Consider the following 15,838-nt stretch of genomic DNA (forward strand, 5'->3'; position numbering starts at 1 on the left):
GGTCACCGGACCGACTTCGAACCGAGCTCGCCCGGCGTCTTCGGCACCCAGGGCGCCACGGCGGTGGCCTCTTCGGGGTCCGGCTCGGCCATGCTCACCCGGTAGGCGGTCTCGCGGTCCACGCTCACGGGCAGGACGTGGAGCGCCTTGATCTGCCGGGTGTCGTGGAAGTAGAGCACGACGGTCTGCCGGTACGAACCCTCGTCGTAGAACTCCGCGGTGACCTTCCCGGCCGCGCCCGTGCGGAACGCGGTGATCCAGTTCTCGGCGGTCTTCCGGGTGGCGGCGTTGTCCTGCCGGTCGTCGCCCAGGGCCGCCAGCTCGCCGACCTTGCCGTCGGCGATCCGCCACACCACCTGCTGGGTGATCCCCAACGTGTCTGTCGACGGATACCCGACGACGGCGAGCGGTGTATGGCTGCCGTAGTCCCCGGCGTACTCCACGTCGTCGGCGTCGTGGTCCGCCGAGCACGCGGTCAGCGCGCCGAGGGCCAGGACGCAGACGAGGGCGGTCCGCAGGGCCGGTCCCGGCCTCACCGGGATGCCGCGGAGAAACGAGTGGACATGCTTTCCCGGTCTTTCGGTGAGCACCCGACGCTCCGGTGCTCCAGGTGTGAGAGGAGCAACGTAGCGCTCTGACCAGGAAGTTCGATCTCGGAAACGGACAACGGGGACGTAACCGGCGCCTGGGTGACGCATTTCACGCCACGGCCGGTTTCGATCCTTGCTCCCCGTCGGCGCGCTCGTCCCCGACGAGGCTCGCGACGTGGTCGGTGACCGTGTCGAGGATGGCCGTGGAGATCGTCGCGTCGCCGAGCACGAGGTGGTTGAGCGTCAGTCCGTCCGTCATGGCGGCCAGATAGCGGGCCAGTACGGTGACGGGGACGCGGAGTTCGAAGCCCATGTGGTGGCGGAGCTGCTCGACCAGCTCGGTGTAGGTGTCGGCGTACCGCTCGTACTGGCGGCGCGCCAGGTGCTCGAAGCCGGGGCGGCGCAGGGCGTACTGCGTGAGCTCGTACGTGAGCATGTGCTCGCCCGGGTGGGCGGACACGTGGTCCCAGTACGCCTGGAAGCCGGCCCGGACGGTCTCCCGGAGGGTGGCCTTCGGCTGGATCGCCTCCCGCACCACGGTGATGCTGTGCTCGGTGATCGCCGTCATGACGGATTCGAGCAGCGCCTGCTTGGAGTCGAAGCAGTAGTGGAAGACGCTCAGCGACACGCCCGCCTCGGCGGAGATCGACCGGGTCGTCGTCCGGGCGACCCCGTCGCGGGTCATCGCTCGGATGGCGGCCTCGGTCAGCTGCCGGCGCCGGTCGGCCGACGGCATCCGTGCCATGGGCGATCCCTTCGGTTCGTGCTGCGGTGCTGTTCCGTGCGGTGCTGTTCCGTGCTGTGCCGTGCCGTGCTGTTTCGGGGGAGGCGGGCGGCGCCGGGAAGGCGGCCGGGGCCGGCCGGATCGGTGAGGATCCGGCCGGCCCCGGCACCCGGACGCCGCCCGGGCGGCGTCACGCGTCAGCTGCTGTAGACGCCGACCTCGTGGAGCGAGTACCCCCACTGGGTGCCGCGCTGCAGCCCGTGGACCCGTACGTACCGGGCCGGGGTGCCGGCGAACTGCGCCGTGTCCAGCCCGCCGTCACCGGTGGTCGTGGACCATGCGGACTGCCAGTTCGTGCCGTCGCCCGAGAGCTCGATGCGGTACGACTTCCCGTGGGCGCGTTCCCATTCGAGGGTGACGCGCTTGACCAGGCCCGGTGTCCCGAGGTCGATCTGGAGCCACTGGTCGTCGCTCCAGTCGCTCGCCCAGCGGGTGCCCGTGTTGCCGTCCACGGCCCGGGAGGGCGCGTAGCTGACGAACGGGTTCCACTCGGACGAGCTCGCCGAGGCGGCGGCGCCCGCGGCGAGGTTCACCCCCGCCTTGTGCTTCTCGGACGAACCCCACGTGGTCAGGTAGGACTCGGCGCCCCGGAAAAGGTCGTCCACCACGTCCTGGCCGCCGGTGATCCGGATGTCCTCGATCCAGTCCGGGACCAGGCCGTAGTGCGAGGCGCCGTCGGTGTTCAGGTCCCAGGTGCGCACGCCGGTGGTCTGCTTGTCGATCACGGAGCCGCCGTCGGTGCTGCGGAACGGGTAGCGGACCGGGTTCGGGGTGTCCGCGCCGCGGGGGCCGGGCCAGCCGCCGACGCCGTTCATGTCGGTGCCGTAGCCGTAGCCGACCTTGTACTTCTCGCGCAGCGCGTCCGTGCGCTTGGCCTCCGCGCTGAAGGCCTCGGAGCCGCTCATGTACTGGGCGACGAAGCCGCCGAGCCGGTACACCCGCTCCGTCCAGTCCAGGTCCATCCAGCTGTGCGAGGAGATCACGCCGGGGTACGACTCGGATTCGAGGATGTCGAAGGCCCGGCCCGCGGCCTTCACCCCCATGTGGTCGATCTCCAGCATCATCTTGCGTTTCATCATGCCGCGCACGGCGTACTCGCCGAGGTCGGTGAGACCGCGGGTGTTGCACTGCGCGTCCGCCGCGTACGAGGGGACCGCCACGCCCGCCGGGAGCTGCTTCTGCGCTTCGGGAGCCGCCGCGAGACCGATGGGGTTGTCGTGCTGCGGGCCCTTGCACTTCTCCGTCTGCCAGAAGGTGCCGGTGGACAGGAACTGGCCCACGTTGATCGCGGTGCCGAGCGCGCCCTGGTCGAAGCGGACCCCGCACAGGGCGTTGTCGAACTTGTGGCACAGGAACATGCTGCGCACGCCCAGCTTGTGCAGCTCGTCCAGGCCGCGGTCGATGTCCGCCTTGCTGCACTGCGCGATGTCCAGGATCTGCTTGCAGCCGAACGGTTCGGAGGTCTCCACCCCCAGGACGACGGCCAGCTTGCCCTGCTTGACGACCTCGCGGGCCTGCGCGGAGTCGGTGACGATCCGGAACCATCCCTTGCCAGGACCGCCGTACATCTTGTCGATGTACGCCTGCATGTCGTACGTCTTCTGCGCCTCCAGGCGGATGGCGGTCATCTCGTCGCAGCCGCGGTCCTTGAAGAAGTAGACCGAGCAGATGACGCCGTTGGTGACGAGGTCGTTGACGAGCACCCGCTGACCGCCGCGCCAGGCGCGTTCGACCCAGGCGTAGTAGTTCTGCTGGTGGGTCAGCGAGTCGTGGGCGGGCCAGTCCTTGAAGGTCGGCCAGCCGTCGGGGTCGTGCTTGCCGTCGCCGCCCTTGGTGATGAAGTCGAAGATGGCGAGCGTGCCGTCGGGATAGTGCTCGGGGCAGTCCTTGAGGGCGTCGGCCACCCCCTGCTCGGAGAACGGCTTGCCGCAGATCAGGCGGCCGCCGAAGCCCTCGTTGGACATCAGGTGGTCGTGCGCGTCGACGAAGCCGCGGACGCGTCCCTGGGAGTCGGTGCCCTTGAAGGGTTCACCGGTGACGTTGATCTCGGAGTCGGGCGCGGGCCGGGCGACCGGGTTCCACCAGCCGGGGTCGGCGGCGGAGGAACTGGGCACGGGGCCGAGCACCATGGCCACCACGGCGAGGAGCAATGACAGGACCGCCAGGGGCCTACGCCTGTGGTGCGTGTGTCGGGAAATGGTCATCACTCACGTCTTCGGTCAGTGGGGGGCTCGGTCGAGGAGCCGGAGCCGTCCGGGGGGCATGACGGCCACGGCCACATGGCACGGCCATGGCGTGATTGTCATGGACCGCACAAGCGATGGAACCGAGAATCGCCACTGGCAGCAGCAGAGTCAAGAGTCCGGGACGGATGACCTGATGACTCGTCAGTCCGGCCGGATCCGTCCCCTCCGGGCAGTGGTGTCCCGGGCGCCGGCGGTGTCGGTGGGGCGTGCGACGATCCCAGGCATGAGCGCCTCGCCCGCCGCCCTCCTGCCCACCGCCGGTCCGCACGCCTCCACCACCTACGCCGACTGGGTCGCCGCCCACGACCCGGACGCGGCCGGGACCGCACGCGCCCTGATGGAGGACATGCGCTCCGAACTGGCCCGGTCCTACAGCAAGCCCGGCCGCTTCCTCGACACGATGACGGCGCGCGCACGACGGCTGCCGCCGGCGCACCTGCCGTGGTTCTGGGACACCGTCGGCCACTGGCTGATCGGCTACGGGAGCCGGCCCGGCGGGCGGGCCTACGCGGCGGCGCGGGCCGCCGAGGACCGGCACGGGCTGCCGGTGGACCCGGCCTACCGCCGGGCCAACGCCCTGCTGTTCGCCAGGGGCGGGGCCATGCCGGCCAAGGAGTTCGGGGCCCACCAGCGCTTCCTCGCCGAGACGTTGGAGCCGGCCGCCGCGCACACCGCCCTGGACGCGTTCCTGACCGCGTGGGCGGCCTCGCGCGCGGACCTGCCGGCGGATCTCGTACGCCGCGTACGGGCCTCCGCCAAGGCGGCCGGGCAGGGGGACGAGGAGGTCGCGCGCCTGGTGGGCGGCATCCTGTCCGTCACCCGGAAGAAGTCGGTGCCGGACGCGCTGCTGGCCGCCGCGGAACAGGTCCTGACGGCCCGTCCGCCGGCCGACGCGGTCGCCGCCGGGCTGGTGGAGGTCTTCCCGGACGGGGTCACCGACGGCGGGGCGTGGCTGCGGATGCTGATCGGCTGCGGCGCGGCGGAGGCGATGGAGAGCGGCCGGGTGGTGCCGGAGGGCGGACTGCACCACTGGGTCGGGAACTTCGTCCGGATGTACCAGTACGCGGCGCAGTCCGGCGGCGGCGTCGCGCGGCAGCCGCTCCCGGCCGAGTTCCTCGACCTGGTGGGCCGGCTGGGGCCACGGCTGCGGGCGGCGGGCGCCCCGGTGACGGTCCACACCACCCGCCACCACTACCAGGGCTTCGACGCGGACGTGCTGGACGCCTGTCTGGCCGCCGGGGTCACGGTCGTCGACCCCGGCCCGGAGACGCGGATGCGCTTCTGGGGCGAGCGGTCCCGGCGGGACCTCGCCGCACTGGCCGCCGACCCGGTCTTCGGCCCCCGCCTGGAGGGCCGCGTACACCAGGACCTGACGCCCCGCTGGTCGCCGGCGCGCGGCCGCCGGCCCGGGTCCGCGGTGACGCTGCTGCCCGGCAACGAGGGCATCGCCCACGAGGTGGCCGGGCGGGTCGGCAAACTCGTCGACACGGTCGCCGGCGGCGGCATGGCGGGAGCCGAGGAAGCCGTCGCCGAGCTGGAGGCCCTGCTCGACCGGCCCACGGTGACGGCGCTCGACGGGATCGCCGACGCCCTCGCCGAAGCCGGCGCGGCAGGCGCGCTGCGGCGCTCGCTGACGGCCGGACTCCCGGAGGAACTGGCCTGGCCGGCCCTGGAGTCGGTGTACGCGCAATTCGCGGCGGACGCCGGTCCCGTGGCCGCCGACGAGCTGCTGCCGGGGGTGGCCGGGGTGACCTGCACCTGGCCGGTGCTGACGGTGTTCGGGCGGGACCGGGCGGTCGCCGTCGCCCCGGACGGGGTGCGCGGCTCCTGCCGGTTCACCGTCCCGGACGGCGCGACCATGTACGCCGTCCACTACGCGGGCGGCTCCTTCCTGGTGAGCTGGACCCTCAAGGCGAGCCCCTGGTTCTGCGACACCGCCGTCTGGGCCGACCGTCCCGACGAGCCCTTCACACCCGACGAACTGAGCGGCCTTGTGCCGTACGGCGGCAGCCTGGACGGGGCCTACGGCTTCCAGTTCGAGACCGCCGACGGCGGCGGGCGGCACGGCGGCGGGCGCGTGCTGCGCCCCGGCGGCACCGAGGGCATCGACGGGGACGAGCTGCTGCTCGGCGACGGAACCCGGATCTGGACCAACGCCGTCTTCGGGCGACGGCCGTGGGAGGTCGCCGACCCGGTCACCGGGGAGCGGCGGGGACCGACACCACTGCCGGACTTCCCCGGCCGGCCCGCGAACGCCGACCCGGCCGCGGCGCCGTCCGAGGCGGACATGAGCCTGGCCGTGGAGGCGCTGCAGCTGGCGCCGCTGCCCGTGGGCCTGGACGGCTCCCCGCTGGGCAGCCGGAACGGGCTGGTCGGGACCCGGGTGCTGTTCCGCACCCGGCACCGCGACCACGCGCCCGACCACTACCTGCTGGAGAGCGTGGACGGGCGCACGGCCCGGTTCGACATCGACCGACAGGGCCAGGAGCCCTGGGCCCTGTGGGCCCCGCCCGAAGGCGCCGTGGAGGACGTGGTCCTCGCCGAGGCGGAGACCCGCACGGGCGTGCGCGCGTACACCGCCGACGGCGTCCTGCTGTGGGAACTGGACGGACACCACTCACCCCGGCACCCGCGGGTGAGGCCGGCCCGGCGGGCCACCGCATCGGGCGGCGTGGCCCTGCCGCCGGCCTTCTGGTACCTGTTGCGGACCCGGGACGCGACCGGATCCCGGGCACTGCGCGGCGTCGGACCGCAGACCGCCGACACCCTGCTCACGGCGGCCCTCGACGGCCCGGCGGCGCTGCGCGCGGCCGTGGCCCGGGAGTTGCCGGAGGTCACCGACCCGGTCCTGGCCGAGGCCGTCGTGGCGGTGGCCGGCCGGGCCGCCCGGGTGGAGGAGCGCCGGCGCGCCCTGCACCGGCGCGTCACCCTGCTCGCCGAGGCCGCGCCGGCCCTGCCGCGCCGGTCCGCGCCGGACACCGAACTGCTGCCCGCGCTGTTCGGGCTGGTCTCGGCGGGGGACCGCGATCCGTGGCGGCGGACCCGGGACGTGGCCCTGCCGGCGACGCTGAGCGCACTGGCCTCCGACGGCGCCTGCCTGGCCGGGACGATCGTGGAGGAGGTGCGGCGGCTCTCGCCGCCGGCGCCGCCGCACGACTGGTCGCAACTGCTCGGCACGATCGACGCCGCGGCCTGGCGGGCGGCGGTGGCACCGACCCCGGACGCGGACCGGGCCGCGCTGCTCGCGCTCCTGGACACCTGGGCCGGCCTGCCGTTCGCCCGCGCGGACAGCCGGTGGTGGGTGGGCCGGGCCGACGCCGCGACCCTGGACGGACTGCGGGCGGGCGGCACCCTCGTGGCGTCCGCCGCGATGCGGGCCGGAGGATCCGCGTGCTGGTTCGTCGCCCCCGCCGCGCCGGACGCCGACGGCGATCCGGTACCGGCGGCGCTCGCCGAGGCACGCCTCGTCCGGGTGGAGCGGGACGACGCCGCCCGGCTCCGGACCCTGGTCGAGACCGTCGACGCGCACGGGCCGGTCCCGCTGCCGGAGTCGGCCGCCGAGCGCTTCGCCGAACTGACGGGCGTACGAAGGGCCGTGGCCCGGCTCGTCGTGGCCGGACTGGCCGGCCGGCCCGACCGGGACGAGGACCGCTCCCTGGCGCGCAAGGCCCCGTACAAGGCGACCCCGATGACGGCCGAGTCGTACCAGGCGCTGCGCGCGCGGCTCGGGGGCGCGGGCCGGCGGGCCGTCCTGGCGGCGGCCCTGCCCGAGGACCCGGCCGAGCTGTGGCGGCCGGGCGGGGTCCTGGCGGCCGTCGAACGGATGGCGGCGGTCTGGCGGGAGCTGCTCGGCGCCCAGCCCGCCGTGCACGACGAGGCGGCCGACGCCCTGGAAGCCGACCTCGGCCTCTCCGAGGTGTGGGCCCGCCGGCTCGCGGGCGGCTACGGAGCCGCCGAGGACACGACCGTGGAAGCGGCCGGCTGGGAGCTGGCGTCGACCCGGTACGGCAACAAGGTGGAGGTCAGGGCCGTGCCGCCGGCCGGACCCGAGCTGCCCTACGGCACCCCGGTGGGCCTCGCCCTCGGGCAGATCGCGAGCGCACTGGTGTGGGCCTGGACGGACCGGCCCGTCGGCGATCCGGCGGTGGCCGGGGCCATGGCCCTGTACGAGCGGCTGCGGGCCGAACTGGAACGCCCCGAGCTGCTGCTGGAACTGCCCGGCGGGAAGGTCCACGACAGCTCGACACCGATCGCCGAGCAGTTCGGGCCGGGGCGGCTGCCGGTGGTGAAGGGCCGCTACGCGGAGGAGGGCCCGGTGACGGTGGCCGCGTACGACTCCGGGCCGCTCGTGGCCTGCGCGCCCGGCGGCGCCGCCTTCCTGCGGCCCGCGGCGGCCGTCGGCCCCGAGGTGTGGACGCGGCTGCGCGCGATCACCGGCCTCGCCGAGGCACTGGACCGCGTGGCTCCGCTGATGCCCGGCGGCGGGCTGGAGCGGATGATGCTCCGGGCCCGCTCGGGGGCGCTGCCGGCCGGCGCGTACGAGGCGGATCCGCGGCAGTCCTGCCCGGAGCTGGTCGCCCGGGTGGGGCGGGAGCTCGGCGCGGGTGCGGACGCCGCGGCGCTGTACCTCCAGCTGGCCACCCTGGCCGCGCCCACCGACCGCAACGTACGGCGCTGGAACGGCTGGTCGACCAAGCAGCACGCGCAGGCCCGGACGGAACTGCTCGCCACCGGCGCGGTGGTGGAGGCCAAGCGGGCGCGGGCGGGCCGGACCCTGTTCCTGCCCGGGGAGTGGACCGAACTGAAGGCCCCGCACCTGCCGCTGGAGACCGTGAAGCTGGCCAGTCACCTGGTGCGACCCCTGTGGCGGGACACGATCCAGTCCCCGTTCGGCCGCGTCCTGCCGACGGCGCCCCTGCACGAGATGTTCGCGGAGGCGTGGGAGCGGGGGCGGGTCGGCGGGGCGTAGCGGTTGCCGGTCGGCTGCGCCGCTTGGGCGGTCTTCGGGTGGGGGCCGGTTGTGCCGGGGCCGGGCGCGCGCCGGGGTGTCTCCTCGGACGCCGAACGTGTCGAGGGGTCGGAGAGCTCGGCCCCGAGGCGTTCGGCGCCCTGCGGGGATCACCCCGACACACACCCGACCCCGGCCCAACCGGCCCGGTTCGATCCCGGCCGCGGCGGCATTTCACCCCGGCCTGGCTGCACCATCCAGCTTCGCCGCACCAATTCAGCCCCTCCGGCGTTTGAGGAGCGGGTCCGGGCGGAGCCCGGCGGGGTCCGGGGCGGAGCCCCGATCTTTGAGCCGCACCGTCCAGTGGCGCTGCACCACTCCGACCCCGCCGCACAATCCAGCCTCGCCGGCGTTTGAGGCGCGGGTTCGGGCGGAGCCCGGCGGGGGCTGGGGCCGAGCCCCGGTGGCGGCGTGCTGGTCAGGCTTCGCGGGCCATGACGCGGCGGGCCGCTTCGGCCTCGGCCGCGGGGGGAGACAGCTCGTCGAGGGTGTCGAGCTCCTCGTCCGACTCCAGTTCCCGCTCCCACGCGGCCGCGAGACGCTCCTGCTCCTCCGGCGGTCTGCCGCTGACGGCCTCCCGCTGGCCGGGGTCCAAAGCCGCGAGGAAACGTCCGATCGTGTCCGCGGGCATGCCGTGCTCCTTCTCGCCGTGGGGGAGGGGGCGCGGCCTCCGCGAGACCGCGCCCCGCCCAGGATGGCGAACCCGGCCGGTGCCGGCGGCACGACACGCTGCCCGCACCGGGGGTGCGTCAGCGCACGTCGTGCTCGGGCAGGTCCACCTCGGCCGGGGCGAACCCGAAGCCGCGCTTGGTCGCCTTCGTGGCCTGCTTCCCGCAGAACGCGGCTTCGAGGGTTCCGCCGAGGGCGGTGTTCGCCTCGCCCTTGTTCGAGGTGTTCGCCATGGCGGCGAGGCTGCGGCGGCCGTCGCGGGTGGAGAAGGCGTAGGTGTAGAAGCCCTGCACGGTGCCGGTGTGCCCGTAGACGGACGTGCCGCAGGAGAGGTCGTAGCGCCGCAGGCCGAGCCCGTAGAACCGGGTGTTCGTGGCGTCGGTCGGGGTCACGGTGATCATGGCGTCCAGCAGCCGCGCGGGCAGCAGTTTGCCGCCCAGCAGGGCCGAGGTGAAGGTGTTCAGATCGGCCGGGTCGGAGATCATCGCACCGGCGGACTGGGCCCACGACACCGTCTGCTCGGTGGAGTCGACCAGCGGCCCGCCGGCCTCGTCCGGGTGCAGGTAGCCGCGCGTGTGCACGCCGCCGATCCGCGTGGCGGGGTGCACGTACGCGGTGTTGCGCAGCCGCAGCGGCTGGATGATGCGTCGCTCGTACTCCTTGGCCACCGGATTGCCGGTGGCCTTCTCGATGAGCATGCCGACGACGACGAAGTTCGTGTTGGAGTACCCGTACGCCGCGCCGGGCTCGCCGGTCCGCGGCTTGGCCAGCGAGAGGTCCACCAGCTCCTGGTAGCCGAAGACCTTGTTGCGCACGGCCTCGAAGCCGGGCACGGTGTGCTCGAACATGGCGTCGGTGTAGTCCGCCAGCCCGCTGCGGTGGTTGAGCAGATGACGCACCGTGATGCGGTCGTCGGGCAGCAGGCCGGGCAGGTACCGGTTGACGGAGGTGTCCAGGTCGATCCGCCCTTCGCCCACCAGCTGCAGCAGGACGACGGAGGAGAACGTCTTGGTGACGCTGCCGATCCGGAAGCGGGCCTGGGGCTGCATGGGCGCGCCCGTGCTCTGGTCGCGTACGCCCACGGCCCGGGTGCGGGTGCCGTCGGGGCCGCTGAAACGGGCCAGGGCGCCCGGTGCTCCGGCGTCGGTCGTGTTCAGCAGCGCCTGGGTCAGCGCCTCGAGATCGGGGGTGGTACCGGCGGCGTGGGCGGTGGTCACCGGGGCCACCGCGGCCATCACCGCGAGCAGGGCTGTGCTGAGGGCCAGACGGCGGTTCATGGGCAGGCGCACTGTGTTCCTCTGGTCAGAAGGTCGGCACGGGGCAGTGAATCGAGCCTACTGAAGATCATCGGGCAGAGCGGGCGGCGGTCCCCGCCGCAACCCGCCGCCCTAAGAGGGCAGTTCCAGCAGTCGGAGCGCCGCCTCGCGCATCTCCACCTTGCGGATCTTCCCGGTGACGGTCATGGGGAACTCCTCCACGACGTGCACGTAGCGCGGGATCTTGAAGTGGGCCAGCCGTCCGTCGCAGTACGCCCGCACGGCGGCCGCGGTCAGCGGCTCGGCGCCCTCGCGCATCCGTACCCACGCCATCAGCTCCTCCCCGTACTTCGCGTCGGGCACGCCGATGACCTGGACGTCCAGGACGTCCGGATGGGTGTGGAGGAACTCCTCGATCTCGCGCGGGTAGAGGTTCTCCCCGCCGCGGATCACCATGTCCTTGATCCGGCCGGTGATGCTCACGTAGCCGTCGTCGTCCATGACGGCCAGGTCGCCGGTGTGCATCCAGCGGGCCGCGTCCACGGCCTCGGCGGTCCGCTCCGGCTCCTCCCAGTAGCCGAGCATGACGGAGTAGCCGCGGGTGCACAGTTCGCCCGGTTCCCCGCGGGGCACCGTCAGGCCGGACTGCGGATCGACCACCTTCACTTCCAGGTGCGGTCCGACGCGGCCCACGGTGGACACCCGGCGCTCGACCGAGTCGTCGGCGCGGGTCTGCGTGGAGACGGGCGAGGTCTCCGTCATCCCGTAGCAGATGGACACCTCGGTCATGCCCATCCGGTCGATGACCTCCTTCATCACCTCCACCGGACAGGGCGATCCCGCCATGATCCCCGTCCGCAGGCTGGACAGGTCGTACGCGTCGAAGCCGGGATCGGTCAGCTCGGCGATGAACATGGTGGGGACCCCGTAGAGCGAGGTGCACGACTCCGCTTCCACCGCGGCGAGGGTGGCCGCCGGTTCGAAGGACGGAGCCGGGATCACCATGGCCGCGCCGTGGCTGGTGCACGCGAGGTTGCCCATCACCATGCCGAAGCAGTGGTAGAAGGGCACCGGGATGCAGACCCGGTCCTGCTCGGTGTAGTGGCACAGCTCGCCCACGAAGAAGCCGTTGTTGAGGATGTTGTGGTGCGAGAGGGTCGCACCCTTGGGGAAGCCCGTGGTCCCCGAGGTGTACTGGATGTTGATCGCGTCGTCGGGGCTCAGCGCGGCCTGCGCGCGGGCCAGCTCCGCCGGATCGCCCTGGCGGCCCCGCTCCAGCAGGGAGTCCCAGAGGGATCCGCCCAGCAGGGCCACGAACTCCAGCAGCGGGCAGCGCGGCCGTACTTCCTCGATCATGGCCGCGTAGTCGGAGGTCTTGAACCGGTCCGCCGCGGCCAGCAGCCGGACCCCGGACTGCCGGAGCACGTACTCCAGTTCGTGGGAGCGGTACGCGGGGTTCACGGTGACGAGGACCGCCCCGATCTTCGCGGTGGCGTACTGCACCAGCGTCCATTCCGCGCGGTTGGGGGCCCAGATGCCGACCCGGTCGCCCTTGACGATGCCCAGGTCCAGCAGTCCGAGCGCGAGGGCGTCGACGTCGGCGGCCAGCTCCGCGTACGTCCACCTGCGCCCGGCGGCCACGTCGACGAGGGCGTCGCGCCCGGGGAACCTCCGCACGGTGCGGTCCAGGTTCTCGCCGATGGTGTCGCCCAGCAGCGGCACTTCGCAGACCCCGGACGCGTAGCTCGATGCGGCAGACACATGACCTCCTGGACTGGGTGGCGAGAGCGGGGCCCGGCGGTCCGGCGTCCCCTCGTGAACCGCGCCGACCGGACTCTCGCACACGCCGGAGCCGGGACGTGTGCGCCGACCTGCGAGGATGGCCTGAAATATACTGTCGGGGTGACCGAGACACCCTTGCCTCCCTGCCCCGCATGCGCCGGTGCGTACGCCTACGAGATGGGCGCGCTCCTCGTCTGCCCCGAGTGCGGGCACGAGTGGCCGCTCGCGTCCGGCGAGCCCGGCGAGGCCCCGGGGGAGCGGGTGATCAAGGACGCGGTCGGCAACGTACTGGCCGACGGCGACACCGTGACGGTCGTCAAGGGCCTGAAGGTCAAGGGCAGCCCGACGGGCATCAAGGCCGGCACCAAGGTGCGCAACATCCGCCTCGTCGAGGGTGTCGACGGCCACGACATCGACTGCAGGATCGAGGGCTTCGGGTCCATGCAGCTCAAGTCCAGCGTGGTCAGGAAGGTCTGACCGGACCGGAGCGTCGCTTGCTCCGCGGGGAAGAGGAAGGCGCCTGTCGGGCGGGGGCCCGGTCAGGCGCCTTCGTCGTTCATCCGGCGGTCACTTCCGGCCGGTCACTCCCGGGCGGACGGATCAGGGCGCGGCGTAGACGCGGAGGGGGACGGGCGCCGCGGTGGTGATCGTCGCCGTGGCGGTGAAGACGTCCTCGCCGTTCTGGCGGGCCAGGACGCGGACGGGATGGCGGCCCGTCGCGGCCGTCTCCCCGGCGGCGGGGAGGGTCTCGATCCAGCAGGGCGAGTTCAGCTCCGCGTAGCGGAAGAACCGCATCTCGAGGTCGGTCAGGACCCCCCGCCGGGGGAAGGCGGAACCGTACGCGGCCTGCCGCACGGCTTCCAGGAGCAGCATGCCGGGCGCGTGGTCGACGGGGTGGTCGAACAGGATCGGGTGGTTGATGTCGGCCCGGAGCTGGGTGCGGTGCGCGGAACTGGTGGGGGACAGGACCACGTCGTGGAAGCGGTCGCGGCCGACGCGGCGGGGCGTCAGCGGCGGCGGCAGCGGGATGATGCGGGCGGCCACGTGGTCGAGGTCCGCGTTCGTACCGCGAAGGCGCTGGTAGACGGCCTGCGACTGGTTGGTGAAGCCGGCCTCGGCGGTGCCCAGGAACTCCCCGTCACGCGTGGCGGTGACGTGCATGGTGAGGCCCGCCAGTCTTCGGCCCCGGCGGGTGACGCCGGAGCAGCTGATGTGGAGCTCGATGTCGGCCGGCGCCGGACCGACGACGAGAGCCTCCGGGTTCGCCGAGTAGCTGAACGTGTCCCAGATCTGGCGGTGGCCGAAAGGGACCTCGTAGGCGACGTGGCTCAGGAGCGGAATGGCCTGGCGGACCGACTCGGCGAGGAGGAGGGGGTCGTGGTGGCCCCCGTCGGGCGAGTAGAAGCTGTGGGCCCGGGGCCACTGGGCGGTGACGACGTATTCGTCGGGTGCGACGGTGCGCCAACCGGTGAGCAGGACTTCGGAGTGTGCGCTCTTGTGGACGTACTCCCGCGGTAAGGCGCTGCTGAGCGCGGCGACGGACGAGACGGAATGATCAGCTGACACAGTCATGGTTGAGCCCCCCTGGACATCGGACATGAGCTGGTGCTTGTGTGGCGCTGGGTCCTAAAATAAAGGATGTTCGTTTTTTTTGTCGAGAGAGATTAGGTGTCCATGTCAGAGCGGAAGCAGCAACGCGCGCCTCAACTCAGGGCAGTTCAGACCAAAGCGGCCATCCTGCGTGCCGCCGCAGAGGTCTTCGACGAGTTCGGCTTCAGCGGGGCCAGCATCAGCAAGATCATGAAGCGGGCGGACGTCACCCAGGGCGGGATGTACTTCCACTTCAGCTCCAAGGAGGAGCTCGCCTACGCCGTGATGGTCGGCCAGGGCGACGGCCTGGTCTTCCCCGAAGGGGAGGACGGGCTCCAGCACCTGGTGGACATCACGCTCTACCTCTCGGAGGAGCTCCAGCACAATCCGGTGCTCCGGGCCGGCGTCCGACTGGCCGTGGAACAGGGCGAGTTCGGCCTGCGCGACGACGTCGCCTACCAGGCCTGGGTGCTGGAGTTCCGCCAGCAGCTGCGCTTCGCCCGCGCCAAGGGCGAACTCCAGCCGGACGTCGACGACCACGAACTGGCGTGGGTGCTGGTCAGCTCCTTCACCGGCGCGCAGCTCTTCTCCCAGGCGTCCACCGGACGGGCCGACCTGCCGCAGCGGATCGCCTCGCTGTGGCGCTACCTGCTCCCCGCGGTCGCCACCGAGGAGACCCGCCGGAACATGCGCCTGACGCTGCCGCCGACGCAGCGGCCCAAGGAGTCGGAACCCGGGGCGGAGCAGCGGGGGTGAGCGCCCGTCACATCGTCGTCACCGGGGCGACGGGATTCGTGGGGTCGGCGGTGCTGCGCCGGCTGGCCGAGCAGGACCCGCAGGCCGTGGTGCGCGCGGTGTCCCGTACGCGTCCCCCCATCGCGTACGGAGGGCGCTGGGTGGGCGCGGACCTGGCCGACGAGGAATCCCTGCGCGGGGTGTGCGACGGCGCGGACGTCCTGCTGTCGCTGGCCTCCTTCATCGGACCGGACGCCGACCGCTGTACGGCGGTCAACTCCACCGGCACCGCGGCCCTGATGGCCGAGGCGCGCCGGGCCGGCGTGCCGCGCATCGTCCAGCTGTCGACCTGCGCCGTCTACGGGCCGGGCCCGCACACGGGACAGGACGTCGGCGAGCTGACGCCCGCCCCGGTCTCGGTGGCCAGCAGCAGCCGGCTGGCGGGGGAGGGGCCGGTGCTCGACGCCGGCGGGCTGGTCCTGCGCGCGGGGCTGGTGCTGGGCCGGGGCGACCGCTGGGTCGTACCGGCCCTCGCCGACGCCTTCCGGCGGGTACCGGGCGCGTGGGGAGGCGGCGCGGGACGGGCCTCGTTCGTCGACGTCGACGACCTGGCGCGGCTCATCACGGCGTTCGCGCTCGAGGACGGCGCCGCGGCCGGTGCCGCGGGCGTCCTGCACGCCCACCACCCGGTACCGGTGCGCAACGGCGACCTCATGGCCGCCCTCGCCGCCCACCGGGTGCTGCCGGCGCGTCCCGTCGGGGACTGGCCGTGGCGCAGGTGCCTGGAGGCGTTGGCCGCGACCCCGGGATGGGTGAGCGAGCGGCAGTTCACGCTGCTGGCCGGGGACCATTGGTACCGCGCCGACGAGGCCTGGCGGCTCGCCGGGATCGCGCCGGGCCCCGGCCCGCTGAGCCGGCTCGGCGCGGCGGCGCAGTGGTACCGGGAGAGGGGCGGGACCGCCCCGGGCTGAGGCGATCTGCCAAAGCCTCAGCGGGTTGAGGGGTGGACGGGCTGTGCCGGGGAGGGCGGCGGGTAGCGTCCGGGACACAGCCGGTCCCCCCGAAGGAGTGGAAATGCCCGACCTTTCGAACATCGTCAAGGCGTATGACGTGCGTGGCGTCGTGCCGGACGAGTGGGACGAGTCCTTGGCGGAGCTGTTCGGTGGTGCGTTCGTGGA

General features: G+C 73.1%; 11 protein-coding genes. 4 read left to right on the forward strand and 7 right to left on the reverse strand.

The window, feature by feature from the left end:
* Positions 1-2: 2 nt before the first annotated feature.
* The 3 genes from ACFYZ4_RS37765 to ACFYZ4_RS37775 all read right to left on the reverse strand — a co-directional run bounded on the left by ACFYZ4_RS37765 (position 3) and on the right by ACFYZ4_RS37775 (position 3,578).
* Entirely contained in the window at positions 3-536 is a 534-nt protein-coding gene (locus ACFYZ4_RS37765) for a hypothetical protein (RefSeq protein WP_390786118.1), read from the reverse strand.
* A 163-nt stretch (positions 537-699) separates the two neighbouring features.
* Positions 700-1,335, reverse strand: a complete 636-nt coding sequence (locus ACFYZ4_RS37770) for a TetR/AcrR family transcriptional regulator (RefSeq protein WP_390786119.1) — start codon at positions 1,333-1,335, stop codon at positions 700-702.
* A 176-nt stretch (positions 1,336-1,511) separates the two neighbouring features.
* A complete protein-coding gene (locus ACFYZ4_RS37775) occupies positions 1,512-3,578 on the reverse strand; it encodes a discoidin domain-containing protein (protein ID WP_351294718.1) in 2,067 nt (688 codons plus the stop codon).
* 265 nt (positions 3,579-3,843) lie between these two features.
* Between ACFYZ4_RS37775 and ACFYZ4_RS37780 the strand changes: the two genes are divergently transcribed.
* Positions 3,844-8,589: a hypothetical protein gene (locus tag ACFYZ4_RS37780; protein WP_390786120.1), complete on the forward strand. Its 4,746-nt coding sequence runs from the start codon at positions 3,844-3,846 to the stop codon at positions 8,587-8,589.
* A gap of 457 nt (positions 8,590-9,046) precedes the next feature.
* Here ACFYZ4_RS37780 and ACFYZ4_RS37785 read toward each other — a convergent pair whose 3' ends face one another.
* The 3 genes from ACFYZ4_RS37785 to ACFYZ4_RS37795 form a co-directional block, all read right to left on the reverse strand.
* Complete coding sequence (locus ACFYZ4_RS37785) at positions 9,047-9,259, reverse strand: hypothetical protein (protein WP_390786121.1); 213 nt, start codon at positions 9,257-9,259, stop codon at positions 9,047-9,049.
* A 118-nt stretch (positions 9,260-9,377) separates the two neighbouring features.
* A complete protein-coding gene (locus tag ACFYZ4_RS37790) occupies positions 9,378-10,574 on the reverse strand; it encodes a serine hydrolase domain-containing protein (protein WP_351304129.1) in 1,197 nt (398 codons plus the stop codon).
* A 111-nt stretch (positions 10,575-10,685) separates the two neighbouring features.
* Positions 10,686-12,314 carry an AMP-binding protein gene (locus tag ACFYZ4_RS37795; RefSeq protein WP_390786122.1) on the reverse strand — a complete coding sequence of 543 codons (1,629 nt, stop codon included), beginning with the start codon at positions 12,312-12,314 and terminating at the stop codon, positions 10,686-10,688.
* Between the two features lie 141 nt (positions 12,315-12,455).
* Between ACFYZ4_RS37795 and ACFYZ4_RS37800 the strand changes: the two genes are divergently transcribed.
* A complete protein-coding gene (locus tag ACFYZ4_RS37800) occupies positions 12,456-12,812 on the forward strand; it encodes a zinc ribbon domain-containing protein YjdM (protein WP_351304123.1) in 357 nt (118 codons plus the stop codon).
* A 123-nt stretch (positions 12,813-12,935) separates the two neighbouring features.
* Here the strand turns inward: ACFYZ4_RS37800 and ACFYZ4_RS37805 are convergent, their stop codons facing one another.
* Positions 12,936-13,907, reverse strand: a complete 972-nt coding sequence (locus ACFYZ4_RS37805) for a ScbA/BarX family gamma-butyrolactone biosynthesis protein (RefSeq protein ID WP_390786123.1) — start codon at positions 13,905-13,907, stop codon at positions 12,936-12,938.
* Between the two features lie 102 nt (positions 13,908-14,009).
* Here ACFYZ4_RS37805 and ACFYZ4_RS37810 point away from each other — a divergent pair, with 102 nt between their 5' ends.
* Together ACFYZ4_RS37810 and ACFYZ4_RS37815 are read left to right on the forward strand one after the other, a co-directional pair.
* Positions 14,010-14,681, forward strand: a complete 672-nt coding sequence (locus ACFYZ4_RS37810) for a ScbR family autoregulator-binding transcription factor (RefSeq protein ID WP_390786124.1) — start codon at positions 14,010-14,012, stop codon at positions 14,679-14,681.
* Complete coding sequence (locus ACFYZ4_RS37815) at positions 14,678-15,631, forward strand: NAD-dependent epimerase/dehydratase family protein (protein WP_390786125.1); 954 nt, start codon at positions 14,678-14,680, stop codon at positions 15,629-15,631. The genes ACFYZ4_RS37810 and ACFYZ4_RS37815 overlap by 4 nt, the downstream gene beginning before the upstream one ends.
* The last annotated feature ends 207 nt before the right edge of the window (positions 15,632-15,838 follow it).

The organism is Streptomyces sp. NPDC001513 (genome assembly GCF_042894695.1).
In the GTDB taxonomy this organism is placed as follows: Bacteria; Actinomycetota; Actinomycetes; order Streptomycetales; family Streptomycetaceae; genus Streptomyces.

Coding starts and splice junctions, on each gene's coding strand:
- ACFYZ4_RS37770 (WP_390786119.1), bottom strand. CDS start 1,335: ATGGCACGGATGCCGTCGGCCGACCGGCGCCGGCAGCTGACCGAGGCC.
- ACFYZ4_RS37775 (WP_351294718.1), bottom strand. CDS start 3,578: ATGACCATTTCCCGACACACGCACCACAGGCGTAGGCCCCTGGCGGTC.
- ACFYZ4_RS37780 (WP_390786120.1), top strand. CDS start 3,844: ATGAGCGCCTCGCCCGCCGCCCTCCTGCCCACCGCCGGTCCGCACGCC.
- ACFYZ4_RS37785 (WP_390786121.1), bottom strand. CDS start 9,259: ATGCCCGCGGACACGATCGGACGTTTCCTCGCGGCTTTGGACCCCGGC.
- ACFYZ4_RS37790 (WP_351304129.1), bottom strand. CDS start 10,574: ATGAACCGCCGTCTGGCCCTCAGCACAGCCCTGCTCGCGGTGATGGCC.
- ACFYZ4_RS37805 (WP_390786123.1), bottom strand. CDS start 13,907: ATGACTGTGTCAGCTGATCATTCCGTCTCGTCCGTCGCCGCGCTCAGC.
- ACFYZ4_RS37810 (WP_390786124.1), top strand. CDS start 14,010: ATGTCAGAGCGGAAGCAGCAACGCGCGCCTCAACTCAGGGCAGTTCAG.